The organism is Streptomyces sp. ML-6 (assembly GCF_030116705.1).
GTDB lineage: Bacteria > Actinomycetota > Actinomycetes > Streptomycetales > Streptomycetaceae > Streptomyces.
On record NZ_JAOTIK010000001.1, the window covers coordinates 4,714,132 to 4,731,300 of the forward strand.

Genomic DNA, 17,169 nt, shown 5'->3' on the forward strand with positions numbered 1-17,169 from the left:
GCGGCGGTGAGGAACGATGACGCACTCGGTGTGTGACCGTGTGCACAGAGGGACGGCCGTCGGCCGCTCCGGCCGCCCGCGCTACGGAGCCTGCGGGGCCTCCTGGCGGACGGCCGGGAGGGCGGATTCCCCGGTCCGGGCGATCCGGCGGAGCGCGTCCGGCCGCACGATCACCAGCGCCCGCCGCCCGGTCCGTACGATTCCCCGTTCGCGCAGGTCCTTCAGCAGCCGCTGGACCATCTCCCGGGAGGCGCTGACCGCCCCGGCCAGCTCCTGCTTGCTGAGCGGTATGTCGAGCTCGATGCCTTCGTCCGTACGGGCCCCGTGGGTGCGCGCCAGGTCCAGCAGCAGGACGGCGAAGCGTTCGCGCACCGTCATCGCCGCGAACTCCAGGCTGCGCCGGTCCGCGGCCCGCGTCCGGTCGGAGGTCAGTGCCAGGAGCGAGAGCGACACCTCGGGGGAGCCGGCCACGAAGGTGCGGAACTTCTCGTGCGTCACGACCGCGGCCCGCACGGGGGAGAGCGCGGTCACCGTCGCCGAGCGCGGCCGCCCGGTCAGCGCGGCCGACTCGCCGACGATGTCGCCGGGGCCGCGCAGGGCGTGCAGCGCCTCGTAGCCGTTGGGCGCGGAGGTGGTGATCTTCGTCCAGCCGTGGAGGATCAGCAGGACGTGTGCGGACGGTTCGTCCTGCCGGAGCAGGGCGGTCCGGGAGGCGAAGCGCAGCTCGCGCCCCAGGGCGAGCAGGGCCACCCGGTCCGCACGCTCCAGACGGGCGAGGAAGGGCACCTGGTCGTCGAGTCCGTCGCCCTCGGGTACGTACGTCGCCGCCATCCCGTCCCCCCGGTCGCCCATCAGCGGTTCAATGTACTGAGAACGTCCGTGCCCGTACCGGCAAGGTCGTATTCCTGCCGCCGGGCCGCCGCCCCCTGTCTCGATTCCGCCCGCCGTGTGTCCTGGGCGTCCGGCGTGTTCCGGTGGACAGCATTTGTTTTGACCGGAGTCGGTGAGGTAGGTACGCTCAGACCTTGTGCCTGGGGTGTGCCTGGGCTCGTGTGCGTGTCCTCAACCGCATGGCGAGTCCGTCAGGGGCCACCGTGATCTGCGCTCCCTCTGCCTTGCGGCAGAAGTCTGCAGCATTCGACACACCCGACCGCGTGGGTCGGTGACGTTCCAGGTTAGTTTCACGAACGGCACACAGAAACCGGAGAAGTAGTGCCTACGATCCAGCAGCTGGTCCGCAAGGGCCGGCAGGACAAGGTCGAAAAGAACAAGACGCCCGCACTCGAGGGTTCGCCCCAGCGCCGCGGCGTCTGCACGCGTGTGTTCACGACCACCCCGAAGAAGCCGAACTCGGCACTCCGCAAGGTCGCGCGTGTGCGTCTGACCTCCGGTATCGAGGTCACGGCCTACATCCCGGGTGAGGGACACAACCTGCAGGAGCACTCCATCGTGCTCGTGCGTGGTGGCCGTGTGAAGGACCTGCCGGGTGTTCGTTACAAGATCATCCGCGGCTCGCTCGACACCCAGGGTGTCAAGAACCGCAAGCAGGCCCGCAGCCGCTACGGCGCCAAGAAGGAGAAGTAAGAATGCCTCGTAAGGGCCCCGCCCCGAAGCGCCCGGTCATCATCGACCCGGTCTACGGTTCTCCTCTTGTCACCTCGCTGATCAACAAGATCCTGCTCAACGGCAAGCGCTCCACCGCCGAGCGGATCGTGTACGGCGCCATGGAAGGCCTCCGCGAGAAGACCGGCAACGACCCGGTCATCACGCTGAAGCGCGCGCTTGAGAACGTCAAGCCCTCGCTCGAGGTCAAGTCCCGCCGTGTCGGTGGCGCCACCTACCAGGTGCCGATCGAGGTCAAGCCCGGTCGCGCCTCCACCCTCGCGCTGCGCTGGCTCGTGGGTTACTCCCGCGCCCGTCGCGAGAAGACCATGACCGAGCGCCTCATGAACGAGCTGCTCGACGCCTCCAACGGTCTTGGCGCTGCCGTCAAGAAGCGCGAGGACACCCACAAGATGGCCGAGTCCAACAAGGCCTTCGCGCACTACCGCTGGTAGTCGCTACCCACATCGAGACCGAGAGAAGACTGAGCCTTATGGCCACCACTTCGCTTGACCTGGCCAAGGTCCGCAACATCGGGATCATGGCCCACATCGACGCGGGCAAGACGACCACCACCGAGCGGATCCTGTTCTACACCGGCGTTTCGTACAAGCTCGGTGAAGTCCACGACGGCGCCGCCACGATGGACTGGATGGAGCAGGAGCAGGAGCGCGGCATCACGATCACGTCCGCCGCGACGACCTGCCACTGGCCGCTCAACGATGTTGACCACACCATCAACATCATCGACACCCCGGGTCACGTCGACTTCACCGTCGAGGTGGAGCGTTCGCTCCGCGTCCTCGACGGCGCCGTCACCGTGTTCGACGGTGTCGCGGGCGTCGAGCCGCAGTCCGAGACCGTTTGGCGTCAGGCGGACCGCTACGGCGTGCCGCGCATCTGCTTCGTCAACAAGCTCGACCGCACCGGTGCCAGTTTCTTCCGCTGCGTCGACATGATCACGGACCGCCTCGGTGCGACCCCGATCGTCATGCAGCTCCCGATCGGTGCCGAGGCCGACTTCACGGGTGTCGTCGACCTCGTGACGATGAAGGCGTTCGTCTACCCCGCGGAAGCCACCAAGGGCGAGGCGTACGACATCGTCGACATCCCCGCCGAGCTCGCGGAGCAGGCCGAGGAGTACCGCGCCAAGCTCCTCGAGGCCGCCGCGGAGAACGACGAGGCGCTCATGGAGCTCTACCTGGAGGGCGAAGAGCCTTCCGCGGAGCAGCTCTACGAGGGCATCCGTCGCATCACCATCAACTCCGGCAAGGGCGGCGAGACGACCGTCACCCCGGTGTTCTGCGGCACCGCGTTCAAGAACAAGGGCGTTCAGCCCCTGCTCGACGCCGTCGTGCGCTACCTCCCCTCGCCCCTGGACGTCGAGGCCATCGAGGGCCAGGACGTCAAGGACCCCGAGGTCGTCGTCAAGCGCAAGCCGTCCGAGGACGAGCCCCTCGCGGCGCTGGCGTTCAAGATCATGAGCGACCCGCACCTCGGCAAGCTCACCTTCGTCCGGGTCTACTCGGGCCGCCTGGAGTCCGGCACCTCGGTGCTGAACTCCGTCAAGGGCAAGAAGGAGCGCATCGGCAAGATCTACCGCATGCACGCGAACAAGCGTGAGGAGATCGACTCGGTGGGCGCCGGCGACATCATCGCCGTCATGGGCCTGAAGCAGACCACCACCGGTGAGACGCTCTGCGACGAGAAGAACCCGGTGATCCTGGAGTCCATGGACTTCCCGGCGCCGGTCATCGAGGTCGCGATCGAGCCGAAGTCCAAGGGCGACCAGGAGAAGCTGGGTGTCGCCATCCAGCGTCTCTCGGAGGAGGACCCCTCCTTCCAGGTGCACACCAACGAGGAGACCGGCCAGACCGTCATCGGCGGTATGGGCGAGCTCCACCTCGAAGTGCTCGTCGACCGCATGAAGCGCGAGTTCCGCGTCGAGGCGAACGTCGGCAAGCCGCAGGTCGCGTACCGCGAGACGATCCGCAAGGCCGTCGAGCGCGTCGACTACACCCACAAGAAGCAGACCGGTGGTACCGGTCAGTTCGCCAAGGTGCAGATCGCGATCGAGCCCATCGAGGGCGGCGAGGCCTCGTACGAGTTCGTCAACAAGGTCACCGGTGGCCGCATCCCCCGGGAGTACATCCCCTCGGTGGACGCGGGTGCCCAGGAAGCCATGCAGTTCGGCATCCTGGCCGGCTACGAGATGACGGGCGTTCGCGTCATTCTTCTCGACGGTGGCTACCACGAGGTCGACTCCTCCGAGCTGGCCTTCAAGATCGCCGGTTCGCAGGCCTTCAAGGAGGCCGCGCGGAAGGCGTCCCCGGTTCTCCTCGAGCCGATGATGGCCGTCGAGGTCACCACGCCCGAGGACTACATGGGTGACGTCATCGGCGACATCAACTCCCGCCGTGGCCAGATCCAGGCCATGGAGGAGCGCAGCGGCGCTCGCGTCGTGAAGGGCCTCGTGCCCCTCTCGGAGATGTTCGGCTACGTCGGAGACCTCCGCAGCAAGACCTCGGGTCGCGCAAGCTACTCGATGCAGTTCGACTCCTACGCCGAGGTTCCGCGGAACGTCGCCGAGGAGATCATCGCGAAGGCCAAGGGCGAGTAACTCTCCCGAGCTCACGCTTTAGGCTTGTCACCGGAGCCTGGTGGGGCATTCCTCGCAGAGCGAGAGCAATGCGTTGAATGCCCCCGGGCCCGGCATCCCAGCAAAGATCACCTGGCGCCGATGAAGCAAGGCGTACAGAACCACTCCACAGGAGGACCCAGTGGCGAAGGCGAAGTTCGAGCGGACTAAGCCGCACGTCAACATCGGCACCATCGGTCACATCGACCACGGTAAGACGACCCTCACGGCCGCCATTACCAAGGTGCTGCACGACGCGTACCCGGACCTGAACGAGGCCTCGGCCTTTGACCAGATCGACAAGGCTCCCGAGGAGCGCCAGCGCGGTATCACCATCTCGATCGCGCACGTCGAGTACCAGACGGAGTCGCGTCACTACGCGCACGTCGACTGCCCGGGTCACGCGGACTACATCAAGAACATGATCACCGGTGCCGCGCAGATGGACGGCGCCATCCTCGTGGTCGCCGCCACCGACGGCCCGATGCCGCAGACCAAGGAGCACGTGCTCCTGGCCCGCCAGGTCGGCGTTCCGTACATCGTCGTCGCCCTGAACAAGGCCGACATGGTGGACGACGAGGAGATCCTGGAGCTCGTCGAGCTCGAGGTCCGTGAGCTGCTCTCCGAGTACGAGTTCCCGGGCGACGACGTTCCGGTCGTCAAGGTCTCCGCGCTCAAGGCCCTCGAGGGCGACAAGGAGTGGGGCAACTCGGTCCTCGAGCTGATGAAGGCCGTCGACGAGGCCATCCCGCAGCCCGAGCGTGACGTCGACAAGCCGTTCCTGATGCCGATCGAGGACGTCTTCACGATCACCGGTCGTGGCACCGTCGTCACCGGTCGTATCGAGCGTGGTGTCCTCAAGGTCAACGAGACCGTCGACATCGTCGGTATCAAGAACGAGAAGACCACCACCACGGTCACCGGCATCGAGATGTTCCGCAAGCTGCTCGACGAGGGCCAGGCCGGTGAGAACGTCGGTCTGCTCCTCCGTGGCATCAAGCGCGAGGACGTCGAGCGCGGCCAGGTCATCATCAAGCCCGGTTCGGTCACGCCGCACACCGAGTTCGAGGCCCAGGCCTACATCCTGTCGAAGGACGAGGGTGGCCGTCACACCCCGTTCTTCAACAACTACCGCCCGCAGTTCTACTTCCGTACCACGGACGTGACCGGCGTCGTGACCCTCCCCGAGGGCACCGAGATGGTCATGCCGGGCGACAACACCGTCATGTCGGTCCAGCTGATCCAGCCGGTCGCCATGGAGGAGGGCCTGAAGTTCGCCATCCGTGAGGGTGGCCGGACCGTGGGCGCCGGCCAGGTCACCAAGATCGTCAAGTAATTAAGTAATTACTCGACTGTCTGACCTGGTTGCTCCGCACAGAGCACCAAGAAGGGCCCCGGCCCGCCGCGCGAGCGGTGGACCGGGGCCCTTCGGTGTGTCCGGAAGTTCTTGCGGTGGGTCCGGGGCCCGTTCGGTGCGTACGGGTACGGGGCGGAGGCCTCGGGTCAGTTCTCCAGGCGGACGGGCATCAGCAGGGAGAAGGTGTCCTCGGAGTCGGTCCGGCGGATCGCGACGGGGGCGGTCGGCGCGCCCAGCTCCAGGACCAGCCGGTCCCGGGCCCCGGCGGCGAGGGCGTGCAGCAGGAACTCCCGGTTGAGGGCGACGAGGCCGTCCCGGTGGCCGTCGGCGTCTCCGTGCACGGCCACGGTGCCGTCGTCGGCCGGCGCGAGCAGGGTGAGTGCGCCGCGCGGCCCGTCCTGTTCGTGGCCCGGGTCCGTGCGGACGGGGCCGTTCTCGACGGCCCGCCGGAAGGCCGGGACGTCGACGGTCACCCGGCGCCCGGCCGGCAGCCGGACGAGGCGGCGGTAGTCGGGGAAGCCGTGGTCGAGGCACTGGCCCGCCACCTGGCGGTCGCCCGCCTCCAGGGTTACGCGGTCGCCGTCCACGGTGAGGCGGGTGACCGCGTCGTCGGTGAGCAGCGCCCGCATGGCGTCGACGAGCGGGGACGGCACGACGACCTGCACGCCGGGGCCCTCGTGCCCGGTCGCACCGGTGTGCGCGACGGCCAGCCGGTACCGGTCGGTGGCCACGACCCGGAGACCGTCGTCCTCGAAGTCGAACAGGACGCCGTGCAGCATGGGGAGCTCGGGGTCGGTACCGGCGGCGAAGCGGACCGCGTCCAGGGCGGCGGCCAGCCCGGGGCCGGAAACGGCCGACCGGAGCGTCGTGGTGCGGAGCGAGGCCATGGGGTTCTCCCTGCGTTCGAGTACGGCTCGGATCCTGGAGAACTCGGCGCGGGCCTCGGACAGACCTGTTTCGAGCCGGTGCAGATGCGTCCGCAGCAGCGTCCGGATCAGCTCGGTGTCGGCGGCGGACCACCCGGCCAGCACCAGCCGGATGTCCGCCAGCGGCATGCCGGTCCGGCGCAGCCCGGCCAGCAGCACGGCCTCCGCGAGCTGTTCGGGCCCGTACCAGCGGTAGCCGCTGTCCGGGTCCACCCGGGCCGGGACCAGCACGCCGGCCCGGTCGTAGAACCGCAGGGCGCTCACGCCCAGTCCGCTGTCACGGGCCATCTCGCCGATGCTGCGCATGTCGTTCTCCACGTCCGGAACTCTGGGCCCTTGACCAGGTCGAGGGTCAACCCCGGCTCGGGGGCCGGAGTCGAGGGGGGCCCGGATCGGGGGCCGGGCGGCCTGTCCGGGCCGCCGGACCCGGGGCAGGGCGTCGGGGCCCAGGGCCACCACCGGCCGCCCGTCCTTCCCGACGTGGAGCGCGGGCCCGTCCGACGCACGACGGTCCCGTCGGACGTACGGAGCCGGATCAGGCCCTTCGCGGTGCGGCCGAGCAGCACCGGGCCGCGCGGCGTGCGGGCCGCGGCCACCGCACCGTACCCGTCGAGGCCCGACAGGCCGACGAGTACGGTGCGCGGGGCCGCCGGGTGCCTGCTCAGGAGCGCCACCCCGCGCAGACCGCCCGCCATCCGGCGGACTGCCGCGGGCGGCCGGGGCGTCGACCCCCGGATGCGGGGCCAGGAACGGGCGCAGGCCCCGGTACCTCGGAGCGGCGAGGTACCGGGGCCCTGCGGTTCACGGGGACGGCGGTGCGGTCGGGTGCCCGCCGTCCCGGTCGGCGGCGTGGGTCAGACGCCCGCGATCGACTGGATCCAGGACCGGTACGCGGTGACGTTCGTGTACGCGGTCGTGGTCTGCCGGTCGCTGGTGGAGGCCACGCCGACCTGGATGCCGTTCGCGGTCATCGGGCCGCCGGAGTCGCCGCCCGCGGTGATGCCGTTGCCGCGCCGGGCGCAGATCGCCGAGCCGCCGTACGCGTCACTGCAGCCGCCGGTGACCGTCACGTTGGCGACCTTCAGGTAGCGCGACTGGCAGTTGGCCTCGGAGCCGCACTGCGAGGTGGCGCCCCAGCCCCAGACCTGGACGCTCTGCCCGATGCTCACCGAGCCGGGCGAGCCGAGGCGGGAGTAGGTCGTCTGCACGGAACGGTCCAGGCGCACCAGTGCCAGGTCCGAGCCGTGCGTGTAGGTCTGGGTGCCGTTGGCGACCACACCGCCGCTGTGCTGGTCGAGGCTGCCGATGCGGAACGACAGGCCGCCGCCGGCGACACAGTGCTTGGCGGTGAGGATCCAGGTCGGCGCGATGATCGTCGCCGAACAGGTCTCCCTGCCGTTCGAGAAGAGGCGGGCGGCCCAGGGGGCGTTGGTCGCCTGACCGCCGCCGATGATCTGGGTGGTGGGCGGCGGGGAGTCCTGGAGCGGGGGCTCCGGGGCGGCCGACGCGGATGGTGCGAAGAGGGCGAGGACACAGGCCGCTGCGGCGGCGGCAGCGGGCACGAGCCTGGATATACGCATGCTTCCTCGTTTCGCGCGACACGCTGGGGTGGGCGTGTCCATGGGGGATGGTGGGCAACAGGGTGCCGGAGCGCGACGAGGCAGAGGTACTAGCGTTTGGGAATAACACGGCCTTATGGAAAGGAAGTTGGGGCGGAGTCGCCCGCCTCTACGGGCGCCACGCCCAGGGTGCGGCGTCCGCCCCGAACCCCACGACGACCGGCTGCCCGCCAGCGCCGACGTGGAGCGCGGTGCCGTCCAGGGCGACCGGCCCCCGCGACCGTACGGCGGAGCCCTCGGCGGTCCGCAGCCGGATGTGGCCCTCCGGGGTCCGGCCCAGCAGGACCAGGCCGCCCGGCGCGGCGGCGGCGGTCACCGGACCGTACCCCCCGAAGCGGGGCGCGGGACCGCCACCGGACCGTACGACGGCGAGTCCTGACTGTGCGGCAGGCCGGTAGTACAGCTCCACGGACCCGTCCGGCGCGGGGAGCGCGCCGGGGGCGTGCGCCGGTGTGGGAGCGTCCGTGAGCTGGGTACGGGCGGTGACGTCGGTGTCCGGGGTGTCCTGGGTCCAGTGGTGCACGAAGTGGTGCCCGGCCGCGTACACATGGACGCACCCCGCCGTGTCCACGACTGCGGTCAGCCCGTCCTGCACCTCGCCGCCGCCCAGATCGCGCCACTCGCTCCAGCGCCCCGACCCCGCGTCGCGCACCCGGGTGCTCAGCCCCTTTTCCGCGTTCCGTACGAAGAGGTGGACGCGGCCGTCCGGGGCCGCCACGGCGACGGGCACGCCGATCCGCCGCCCGTGGTCCGCTCCGGCGGAGGGGTTGCCGAGCCCGCGCCAGGCGCGGAAGGGGCCGCCCGGTGCGCCCTGCTCCAGCAGCACGATCTCGCGCTCGTTGTCCGAACCGCGCCCGCCGAGCGCCGCGAACCGCAGCCCGAACAGCAGGTGCCGCCCGTCCGCCGTCGCCGCCGAGCCCAGCACCGGGGCGAGCGGACCGCCGCCGAGGTCGTCCGCTGCCTCGAAGAGCCCGCTGCCGGGTGCGCTCTCGCGCCACCGGGCCGCGCGCAGCCCCAGCACCCCGTACAGGGTGAGCCGGCCGTCCGCCCCGGCGGCGACCCGTGCTCGGGGGCCCGGGTGGCGGTGGTGGGTGGACCGCACCCAGCCCTTGCGGTTGGTCAACGGCCGGTCGCCGCCCACGTTGTAGTCCCCGCAGCCCGCGGGGTTGCCGCACCGCCAGTCCACCGAGCCGCCGTAGGGCACCAGGTGCGAGGCCTTCTCGGCCAGTACCGCGGGCGGCAGGTTCTTCGGCCAGTGCCGGTTGTAGTAGGCCCGGAACGACGTGGTGGCGAAGGCCGGTATCCCGTTGCCGTCCCGGGTGGACCGCGCCACCCATCGGATCAGCGCCGCCCAGGTGAACGACGCGGCGGCGGTGTGGTCGGGGTGGTCGGAGTAGCCCGGCTGCTCGCTGTCCCGGCGGCGGACGGCCTCGCTGCTGTGCTGGATGTCCGGGTCCGGGTCCAGGGTGTGCACGACGCTGGGCCGGTACCGGCCCAGCAGCCCGACCAGGACGTCGATCAGCCCGTCGTAGGTGTACGAGCCCGCCTTCTCCAGCGGGGAGCCCTCGGCGACGACGGTGCGCAGGACGAGCCGCCGGTCCTGCCAGAGGCTGGGCAGCCCGAGACGGCCGTACGAGGTGTGCATGGCGGTGTTGAGGAAGATCAGTTCGACCCTGCGGCCGCCGGAGGAGAGGGTGTTGATCTCGGCGCGGTGACCGTCGTGCAGTTCGGCGACGGACTTGTCCCACGCGGTGAACCGGTCGAGGCCGAGCAGGGTCGCGTACGCCTGGCGGAGCCCCTGGTGGCGGGAGGAGGAGTACGCGGCCTTGTCGGGCGGGGGCAGCGGGCGGCCGGGTATTCGGTTGACGCCGTTGGCCTCGCCACCGGTCAGATAGACGCAGACGAGGGGCGTACCGGCGTCCAGGGCCTGCTGGGTGTCCGGGTTCATGAAGTACAGGTCGTCGTCCGGGTGGGCGAGGAACTGCATCATCAGGGCCGGGTGCGCGGTGCTGATCGGCAGGCCGGGCAGGGGGTTCGCGGCCGGATCGCGACGGCGGGGCGAGGAGGGCGCCGCGCAGGCGGTGAGGGCCGCGAGTCCGCTCGCGCCGACCGCCGCCGTCATCAGGGTGCGCCGCGTCGTTCCCGTGCGGGATGCGCGCGACAAGGGTCGATCCGTCACACCGTGCTCCGTCCGTTCCCCCGCAGCGGGCGGCCGGGCGGACCCTGCGCTGCGTGCCGATTCGCGTGCGGACCGCCGGAGGGGGGTGAGCGGTTGCCGCGGGGGGATAGACGGAGATCGACGGGGGAAGGTTGCCTGGTCGGCGCCACCGGAGGGGGCAGGGCGGGGGCCCGGGCTCGGGCTCGGTCAGGCCCAGGCCCAGGCACCGGATCCGGATCTGGATCCGGAACGGAGCAACGAGCAGTTGCTCGACGAGGACATCGCCGACTTCTTCGATGTGCCGGCCGAGCACGAGGAGCACAACGGCTGATGTCCAAGGAGGGCGGGCCAGGAAGAAGTTGGCGCTTCCGCCCAGCGGGGCGGTGCGAGAGAAACGGACCGGTGGCGTCCGGCCACTTCGGATGTCGGGCACGGCCACTTCTGACGCAGCGTCGCTTCGCTTGAGAGTTCCCCGCTGTGCGGAAGCGCCACCGGGAGGCGGTTACTCCTCGGCGAAGATCTCCCCGGTGGAGGTGGCGGTGACGGCTCGCATGAGCCACCGGCGCAGAACCTCGGGGTCACCGCAATCGGTGATCCGCTCGCGAACCCTGTCGGTGACGGCGATGCCGCGCTGCTCCAGTACGAGCAGGACGTCCTCGGCGCGGCCTTGTGCCCGGCCTTCGGCTCGGCCTTCGTCCCGGATTTCTTCCGACATGAAGGACTTGTAGAAAGAGAGGTCCACGGCCACCAGGTTCCTCCACTGTTGTGCGGCCGGGCGGTTGCCCAGGCCCTGTGCGGTGAGTTCGACGATGGGGTTGGCGATGGTTTCCGGTGCGTCCCGCAGTGCGGCGGACAGGGTTTTCAGTGGGTCCCTCGCGTGTCTGGAGTTGTCGCGGCGAGCATAAATTGATCAACCCACCCGAAATCCAGCTGAGTTGTCCCATGTCACCTGAGTGGGTGACAGGGTGGGGTTTGGTTGGGGAGGGTTGTTTCCCCAGGTTCTTAAATGTGTGCGGAGGTTGTCCGGGGCTTGTCCAGTGCTGTCCCGGCTGTCCGGGGTGACGTGGCGGGGACACCGGCCGTTGGGCCAGGAACGGTAGGCGCGTCGGAAGCGGGGCACGGATGAGCGTGAATGAAGTGGGTGCGGAACGCGGGGACCGCGGGGCGGACGAGCCGGGCTGGGACGTCGACCCCGATGACGAGTCGGGCGTCGCGGTGGTCGCCACCGTGGGGCGGCAGATCAAGGCGTGGCGGGAGGCCGCGGGGCTGCGGGCCGGCGAGTTCGGCGCGGCGATCGGGTACGGGGAGGACCTGGTCTACAAGGTGGAGGGCGGGCGTCGCATCCCTCGGCCGGAGTTCCTGGACATGGCGGACGAGGTACTCGGGGCGGGCGGGAAGATCGCCGCGATGAAGGAGGACGTGGCGGAGGTCCGGTACCCGAAGAAGATCCGGGACTTGGCGAAGCTGGAAGCGAAAGCCGTGGAGCTGGAGGCCTACCACAACCACAACATCAACGGCCTCCTGCAGACCGAGGAGCACATGCGGGCCCTGTTCGCATCGTGGCTTCCCGCCTACACGGTGGACGAGTTGGAGCGGGTGGTGGCCGCCCGCATGGCACGTCGTTCGATCTTCGACCGGGCTTCCCTCCCGGCGCTCAGTTTCGTACAGGAAGAGGTGACACTCCGTCGTCCGGTCGGAGGCAGAACGGTGTGGCGCCGACAGCTCGAACACCTCCTGGAGATGGGGCAGTTGCGGAATGTCGTGATCCAGGCGCTGCCGACCCTGTGCGAGGAACACCCCGGAACGGGCGGGCTGATCGAAGTGTTGAGGTTTCCCGATGGCACCGCCGTGGGTCGTTCCGAGGGAGCGTTCAGTGGCCGTCCGGTCTCCGACCCGAAGCAGGTCAGGATCCTTGAGATGCGCTATGGGATGATCCGGGCCCAGGCGCTGACGCCACGGGAATCGCTGGCCTTCATCGAAAAACTGCTGGGGGAGACATGATCCGGAAGACCTCTGTCGGGAACGGCTCCGAGCCGGCGTGGTTCAGGAGCAGCTACAGCAGCAGCGGCGACGGGAACGACTGCGTCGAGGTCGCGTCCGCGCCGGGGGCGGTGCGGGTCCGTGACTCCAAGGACTGCCGGGGGCCCCGGCTCTCCTTCACGGCGGGGGCGTGGGAAGGCTTCGTCTCGTACGTCTGCGGCAGCTGAACGGGTCGTACGTTCCCGGCGGCCGGGCGGTTCTTCGGGGCCCGGATCCGATCAGGCCGGGCGGGCCGGCGGCCTGATCATGAACACGTCGATCGGGTCCCGCCGCTCCTCGGTGAAGCCGTGGCGCTCGTAGAGCGCGCGGGCGGCGCTGCCCCGGAGCACGTCCAGGCGGACGGTCGCGCCCTCCTCGTCGGCCCGCGCGAGCAGCGGACGGAGCACGGCGGTGCCGATGCCGCGCCCCTGGAGGGCGGGGGAGAGGTAGAAGTTCTCCAGCCACAGCCCGTCCTCGACCGGGCGCAGGGTGACCGAGCCCGCGAGGGCGCCGTCCACGACCACGATCGAGGTGTGCTCCGGCGCGTAGCAGTCCCGCAACCGCTGCCGCACCCGGTGCTCGTCGTAGCGCCCGAGCCGCCCCAGGTCGGGACGCATCACGACGGCCCGCAGCTCGGCCGGCTCCTCGACGTCCCCGGGCCGCGCGGGGCGCAGGGACCAGACCGTGGCGGGCGTGGTTCCGTGGTTCACCGCAGCCCCCGCACCTCGACCCCGTCCACCCGGCGCAGTTCCGCCCCCGGAATGCCGCGCAGCAGCTCGCCGCCGATCTCCGCGAGCCGTGAGGCGTCGGGCGGGGTGCGGCCGAGGCCGATCGCGTACTGGACGTGGGAGGCGTCGGTGGCGTACGGCCGGGGCCAGGCGTGGGCGTCCGGGGAGCCCGCGTCGGCGAGGGCGGCGAGCAGGGCCAGGAGGCGGCCCCGGAAACGGCCCTCGTCCTCGCCCCGCCGTACCGGGACGACCGCCCAGGCCGCGTGCCGTTCGCGCAGGGGCGGCGGGGCGCAGAGCCGGGAACGCGGCACGGGGCCGGAGTCGGCGGCGGAGTCCAGGATCTCCCAGGCGCGGAACAGCTCCTCGGCGACGAGGTCGCGGCCCGCCGCCGAGACCTGCGTGGTGCAGGAACGCACGGGGGCGGTCGGGGTCAGCACGGTGAGGGGGAGGCCGCCGGTGTCGCCGGAAGGCGGTTCGCCGCCGACCGGGCGGGCCCAGTCCCACGCCGCCCAGGTCGCGAAGAAGTGCCGGAGCAGGGCGAGCGGCGGCAGGTCGCCCGCCTCGTGGGCGGTACGGGCCGCGAGCACCGACCAGGCGAGGCCGGGCAGCCCGCCGCACGGGGCGGAGTCCAGGCCGCGCGCCCGCGCCCACGCCTTCACGTCGCGGGCGAGCCGGACGAACGCCTCCCGGTGCGGTTCCGCCGCCGCGAGCACGGCGTCCGCGTCGCTCACCGCGCTGAGCGCGACGGCCGCCGCCGCACCCGGCCCGGCGCGGCGGGCGACCGCCTCGGCCGGGGCACGTCGCCCGTCGCGACGGTCACCAGGTCCACTCCGAGCCCGTCCACCTCGAAGCGCAGGCCGGGCACGCGGGCCCCGGTCACCTCGCGCGCCCCGACGGCCTCCGGCAGCGCGGCGGCCAGGCGCGCCCGCACCCCGGCAGGTCCCCGTCGCCCGGCAGCGCCGCGACCAGGTCCACGTCGGCGCCGGGCAGCGCGCACCCCGTCCGGCGCGAACCGACCAGGTGGACGCACCCCTCGGGCAGGGCGGCGGCCACCCGGCGCACGATCTCCGCCACGAGCACGTCCTCCGCCGCGAGCACGTCCTCCGCGGCGAGCGCGCCCTCCGCCGCGAGCGCGCCCTCCGCGGCGGCGGCAGCTTCCGACGCGGCAGCTTCCGCGGCGGCGGCTTCCGTTTCCGCCGGATCATCAGCCCCGGGCGTCCCGGCGGCACGGGCCAGCTCGACCCGGACCCCGAAGTGGTCCGAGACGTACAGCCCGTCCGGCGCCGCCGTGTCGCCCAGCAGCACCGCCGACACCGGGCGCAGCCGCTCCGAGCGGAGCAGCACCCGGTCCAGCCGGGACGCGCGCCCGGTCAGCGAGGAGACCGCGGCCAGCGGATTGACCGAGGGGTCGAAGGTCGGCGTCCGGTCGCCGGCGCCGTGCACCCGGCTCCAGGCGTCCGCCATGCCCAGCCGCTCCTGCGGGGTGTCCCCGCCGTCGTTGAAGTCGCCGAGCAGCGCCACATCGCCCTCGACCGCCGCCAACCCCGTTGCCAGATCGGTCAGTTCGGCATCGCGCCGGGCGGCGCCGTTCGACGAGTGGTCGCTGCTGAGATGGGTGACCGCGACCGTGCAGGGCCCCTCCGAGGTCTCCACGACGACGGCCGCGACCGCCTTGTGCGGGCCGAGCGCGTGCAGCCCCGCCTCCCGCACCGGAAGCCTGCTGAGCAGCAGTAGACCGCAGTCGGCCACGTCCCGGCCCGCCGGATCGGCCCAGAACGTGTAGTCCCGGCGGACCCACGGCGCCGCCAGCAGCAGGGCGAGCAGGGCGGGTTCGGCCTCCTGGAGGGCGATGACGTCGGCGTCCGCCGCACGCAGCGCGTCGAGCAGGAGCGGCCTGCGGCGGGCGGTGTCGATGCGGTCGCTGTCGTAGCGGTCCCAGAGGGTGTTCCAGGTCAGCAGGAGCGGGGGAGCGGAGGCCGGCGGGGGCGCGGGCGCGTCCTCGGGCACCGGCGTCCAGGCGGCCCGCGAGGCGGCGTACGCGTGGGGCGTGCGGGAGGTGAAGTACGGGGACGGCAGACGGCGCGGGGCGCGCACCCGCCCTGCGTCCGTCGCGTCGATCCGGTCCACCCCCGAGGCCCGGTCCCACACCACCTCGCCGTCCGCCTCGAAGAACAGCACCCGGTGCCAGGGGATCTCCCCGCCCGGCGTGAACCGGGGCAGCGGCACCCGCTTGGGCACCGTCCCGCGCTGCGCCACGCCCATCACGAAGCGCGCCGGGTCGAACCGGGCGTCCCAGCGGACCCGGTGGTAGATCTCCTCGCTGGTACGCATCTACGTGTCGCCCTTCATTACCGTGCCCTGTCCTCCGTCACGCCCTGTCCTCCACGGTTCCGCTCGCGCCGATGTACCAGGTGCGGTGCGCCTGGCCGGGGTACGGGGGGACGAACCGGTGCAGCTGGGAGGTCAGCACCTCCGGGGGCACGGGGTGGTCGCGCAGGCCGTTGCGGCGCAGCAGCTCCGCCTCGTCGACCAGGGCCACGGCGTGCGTGAGCAGCGCGTCCCGGCGCCGGGCGACCGCGTGCACCAGGGAGCGCTGGTGCGCGTTGAGCGAGGTGGCGTCCCAGACGACCGTGCCGCCCGCGGCGAGCGCGGCGTCCAGCCGATCGAGCCCCTCGCGCAGCACCTCGCCGTTGGCCTTCTGGTCGGCGCGCGAACCCCGGGCCAGCCGCAGGTCGTCCAGCGAGACGTACGCGCCGACCCCGGGCAGCCCGCGCGCGAAGGTGCTCTTGCCGCTGCCGGACGGGCCGACCATGTGGACCAGGCGCGGGAAGTCCCCCGACCGCCACCGCCAGGTCGCCGCGACCGCCTCCTCGGCGGTGCTGACCCGGCCCAGCGCGTACGCCTCGCGGGCCTGCGCCAGGCAGCGGTCGGCGGCGTCCGGCGCCAGGTCCGCGAAGGCCTCCCGCAGCCCCTCGGGCTCCCGCAGTTCCTCCGCGTGCAGCGCCGACCACTCCACCTGATCGCGGGCCCCGTCGTCCTCCGCGACCGCGGCGGCCAGCGCGTGCAGCAGGGGCAGATCGGCGGCGAACGACATCCGGACCAGGCCCGTGCGGCGCTCCTCGTCCGGGTACGGGCGGTGCAGCGAGGGGTGGAGGCCGACGAGGTCGGCGACGCGCCGGGCCAGCGGCATCCCCACCGTCCGGGCCAGCGCGGGCGCCAGCGCGGCGCGGGGCGAGCGGCGCAGCAGCGCGGCCAGCACCCCGGCGAGCCGGTCGTCGCCGGTGCGGCCCGCCGCGTCGAGGGCCGCGGCCGTCGCGCGGGCGGCGCCGGCGTCCGCGGCCCCGGGCTCCGTGCCCGTCGCGGCGGCCAGCGCCGCCGCGTCGACGGGGGCCCCGGACCGTACGGCCCACAGGGCGGCGGCCGGCCCGAGCCCGTTCTCCACCACGGCGGCGTGCATCCAGTGCGTGTCGGTCCGTACGTGGCCGGGGCGCACCCACTTCGCGACCAGGCGGCCGAAGTCCGGGGCGTCGAAGCCGTCGGCGGGGCGCACGACGTACCCCTCCTGCCGCCCGGTGTCCGGCCGCAGCGCCCGCAGGGTCTTCTCGGCACGGGCGTCGAACACCCCGCGCCACAGCACGGGCGGCACCGGTATCCCCAGGTCGCGCAGGAACGCCACGGTCCGGTCCCAGTCCAGGCACCGCTCCCCGTCCCAGACGGAGAAGCCGTAGAAGTAGCTCTCCAGACCGTCGTACGGCAGGGAGTGGCGGGCGAACACGTTCTCGCCGCAGATCCGCCGGCCGGCGGGGATGCGGGCCCCGATCCGGCCCTGGAGGGCCTTCACCCAGCCTCGCGAGGGGTGGTGGGCGGAGTCGAGGGAGCGGGCGTGGAGCCCGTCGGGGTAGAGCGTGGTGTTCTCGCCGTCCAGCTTCTCGGTGACGACGACCTCGCGGCCGGTCAGCCCGGAGAGGTCCGCGATCCGCACGTCGTCCGAGGCGGCGCCGGGGGACCAGGGCAGGTGCGCGGTGCGCGGATAGTGCGTACGCATGATGGAAGCCCCTGGTGCCGACGGTGTGCCCGACCGGTCACTGTAGGACGGGGCGGCACGGCGCTCGACCGGATTTC

The 17,169-nt window shown here is 71.9% G+C and carries 12 protein-coding genes and 2 pseudogenes; 6 read left to right on the forward strand and 8 right to left on the reverse strand.

Annotated features, from left to right (window positions below):
• Positions 1 to 81 precede the first annotated feature (81 nt).
• Complete coding sequence (locus OCT49_RS21100) at positions 82 to 852, reverse strand: Crp/Fnr family transcriptional regulator (protein ID WP_283853414.1); 771 nt, start codon at positions 850 to 852, stop codon at positions 82 to 84.
• A gap of 360 nt (positions 853 to 1,212) precedes the next feature.
• Between OCT49_RS21100 and rpsL the strand changes: the two genes are divergently transcribed.
• From rpsL to tuf, 4 genes are all read left to right on the forward strand, one after another.
• Positions 1,213 to 1,584, forward strand: a complete 372-nt coding sequence (rpsL, locus tag OCT49_RS21105; protein ID WP_003948652.1) for a 30S ribosomal protein S12 — start codon at positions 1,213 to 1,215, stop codon at positions 1,582 to 1,584.
• 2 nt (positions 1,585 to 1,586) lie between these two features.
• A complete protein-coding gene (rpsG, locus tag OCT49_RS21110) occupies positions 1,587 to 2,057 on the forward strand; it encodes a 30S ribosomal protein S7 (protein ID WP_093897234.1) in 471 nt (156 codons plus the stop codon).
• A gap of 38 nt (positions 2,058 to 2,095) precedes the next feature.
• Positions 2,096 to 4,222 (forward strand): elongation factor G, encoded by a 2,127-nt coding sequence (fusA, locus tag OCT49_RS21115; RefSeq protein ID WP_283853415.1) that lies wholly within the window; start codon positions 2,096 to 2,098, stop codon positions 4,220 to 4,222.
• A 160-nt stretch (positions 4,223 to 4,382) separates the two neighbouring features.
• Positions 4,383 to 5,576: an elongation factor Tu gene (tuf, locus tag OCT49_RS21120; protein WP_283853416.1), complete on the forward strand. Its 1,194-nt coding sequence runs from the start codon at positions 4,383 to 4,385 to the stop codon at positions 5,574 to 5,576.
• 167 nt (positions 5,577 to 5,743) lie between these two features.
• On the opposite strand, the gene OCT49_RS21125 is transcribed toward tuf, so the two are convergent.
• The 4 genes and pseudogenes from OCT49_RS21125 to OCT49_RS21140 all read right to left on the reverse strand — a co-directional run.
• Positions 5,744 to 6,841: a DNA polymerase III subunit beta family protein gene (locus tag OCT49_RS21125; protein ID WP_283853417.1), complete on the reverse strand. Its 1,098-nt coding sequence runs from the start codon at positions 6,839 to 6,841 to the stop codon at positions 5,744 to 5,746.
• Between the two features lie 536 nt (positions 6,842 to 7,377).
• Positions 7,378 to 8,103 carry a S1 family peptidase gene (locus OCT49_RS21130; RefSeq protein WP_283853418.1) on the reverse strand — a complete coding sequence of 242 codons (726 nt, stop codon included), beginning with the start codon at positions 8,101 to 8,103 and terminating at the stop codon, positions 7,378 to 7,380.
• A 148-nt stretch (positions 8,104 to 8,251) separates the two neighbouring features.
• Positions 8,252 to 10,264 (reverse strand): PIG-L family deacetylase, encoded by a 2,013-nt coding sequence (locus OCT49_RS21135; protein WP_283855886.1) that lies wholly within the window; start codon positions 10,262 to 10,264, stop codon positions 8,252 to 8,254.
• A 538-nt stretch (positions 10,265 to 10,802) separates the two neighbouring features.
• Positions 10,803 to 11,180, reverse strand: a pseudogene (locus OCT49_RS21140) (hypothetical protein); the annotation flags it as partial.
• Between the two features lie 242 nt (positions 11,181 to 11,422).
• Here OCT49_RS21140 and OCT49_RS21145 point away from each other — a divergent pair.
• Both OCT49_RS21145 and OCT49_RS21150 read left to right on the forward strand, forming a co-directional pair.
• Positions 11,423 to 12,301: a helix-turn-helix domain-containing protein gene (locus OCT49_RS21145; protein WP_283853419.1), complete on the forward strand. Its 879-nt coding sequence runs from the start codon at positions 11,423 to 11,425 to the stop codon at positions 12,299 to 12,301.
• Positions 12,298 to 12,507 carry a DUF397 domain-containing protein gene (locus OCT49_RS21150; RefSeq protein ID WP_283853420.1) on the forward strand — a complete coding sequence of 70 codons (210 nt, stop codon included), beginning with the start codon at positions 12,298 to 12,300 and terminating at the stop codon, positions 12,505 to 12,507. The genes OCT49_RS21145 and OCT49_RS21150 overlap by 4 nt, the downstream gene beginning before the upstream one ends.
• Before the next feature lie 51 nt (positions 12,508 to 12,558).
• Here the strand turns inward: OCT49_RS21150 and OCT49_RS21155 are convergent, their stop codons facing one another.
• The 3 genes and pseudogenes from OCT49_RS21155 to OCT49_RS21165 form a co-directional block, all read right to left on the reverse strand.
• Positions 12,559 to 13,029, reverse strand: a complete 471-nt coding sequence (locus tag OCT49_RS21155; protein ID WP_283853421.1) for a GNAT family N-acetyltransferase — start codon at positions 13,027 to 13,029, stop codon at positions 12,559 to 12,561.
• Positions 13,026 to 15,378: pseudogene (locus tag OCT49_RS21160) on the reverse strand (poly(A) polymerase). Before OCT49_RS21160 ends, OCT49_RS21155 begins: the two are co-directional and overlap by 4 nt.
• 37 nt (positions 15,379 to 15,415) lie before the next feature.
• The gene (locus tag OCT49_RS21165; protein WP_283853422.1) at positions 15,416 to 17,092 is read right to left on the reverse strand and encodes an RNA ligase family protein; all 1,677 of its coding nucleotides are present in this window, start codon (positions 17,090 to 17,092) and stop codon (positions 15,416 to 15,418) included.
• Positions 17,093 to 17,169: the final 77 nt, after the last annotated feature.

Bases quoted from the DNA above. Each gene is read 5' to 3' on its own strand.
- fusA (WP_283853415.1), top strand. From the start codon at position 2,096: ATGGCCACCACTTCGCTTGACCTGGCCAAGGTCCGCAACATCGGGATC.
- OCT49_RS21100 (WP_283853414.1), bottom strand. From the start codon at position 852: ATGGGCGACCGGGGGGACGGGATGGCGGCGACGTACGTACCCGAGGGC.
- OCT49_RS21130 (WP_283853418.1), bottom strand. From the start codon at position 8,103: ATGCGTATATCCAGGCTCGTGCCCGCTGCCGCCGCCGCAGCGGCCTGT.
- OCT49_RS21145 (WP_283853419.1), top strand. From the start codon at position 11,423: ATGAGCGTGAATGAAGTGGGTGCGGAACGCGGGGACCGCGGGGCGGAC.
- OCT49_RS21165 (WP_283853422.1), bottom strand. From the start codon at position 17,092: ATGCGTACGCACTATCCGCGCACCGCGCACCTGCCCTGGTCCCCCGGC.
- rpsG (WP_093897234.1), top strand. From the start codon at position 1,587: ATGCCTCGTAAGGGCCCCGCCCCGAAGCGCCCGGTCATCATCGACCCG.
- OCT49_RS21135 (WP_283855886.1), bottom strand. From the start codon at position 10,264: ATGACGGCGGCGGTCGGCGCGAGCGGACTCGCGGCCCTCACCGCCTGC.
- OCT49_RS21150 (WP_283853420.1), top strand. From the start codon at position 12,298: ATGATCCGGAAGACCTCTGTCGGGAACGGCTCCGAGCCGGCGTGGTTC.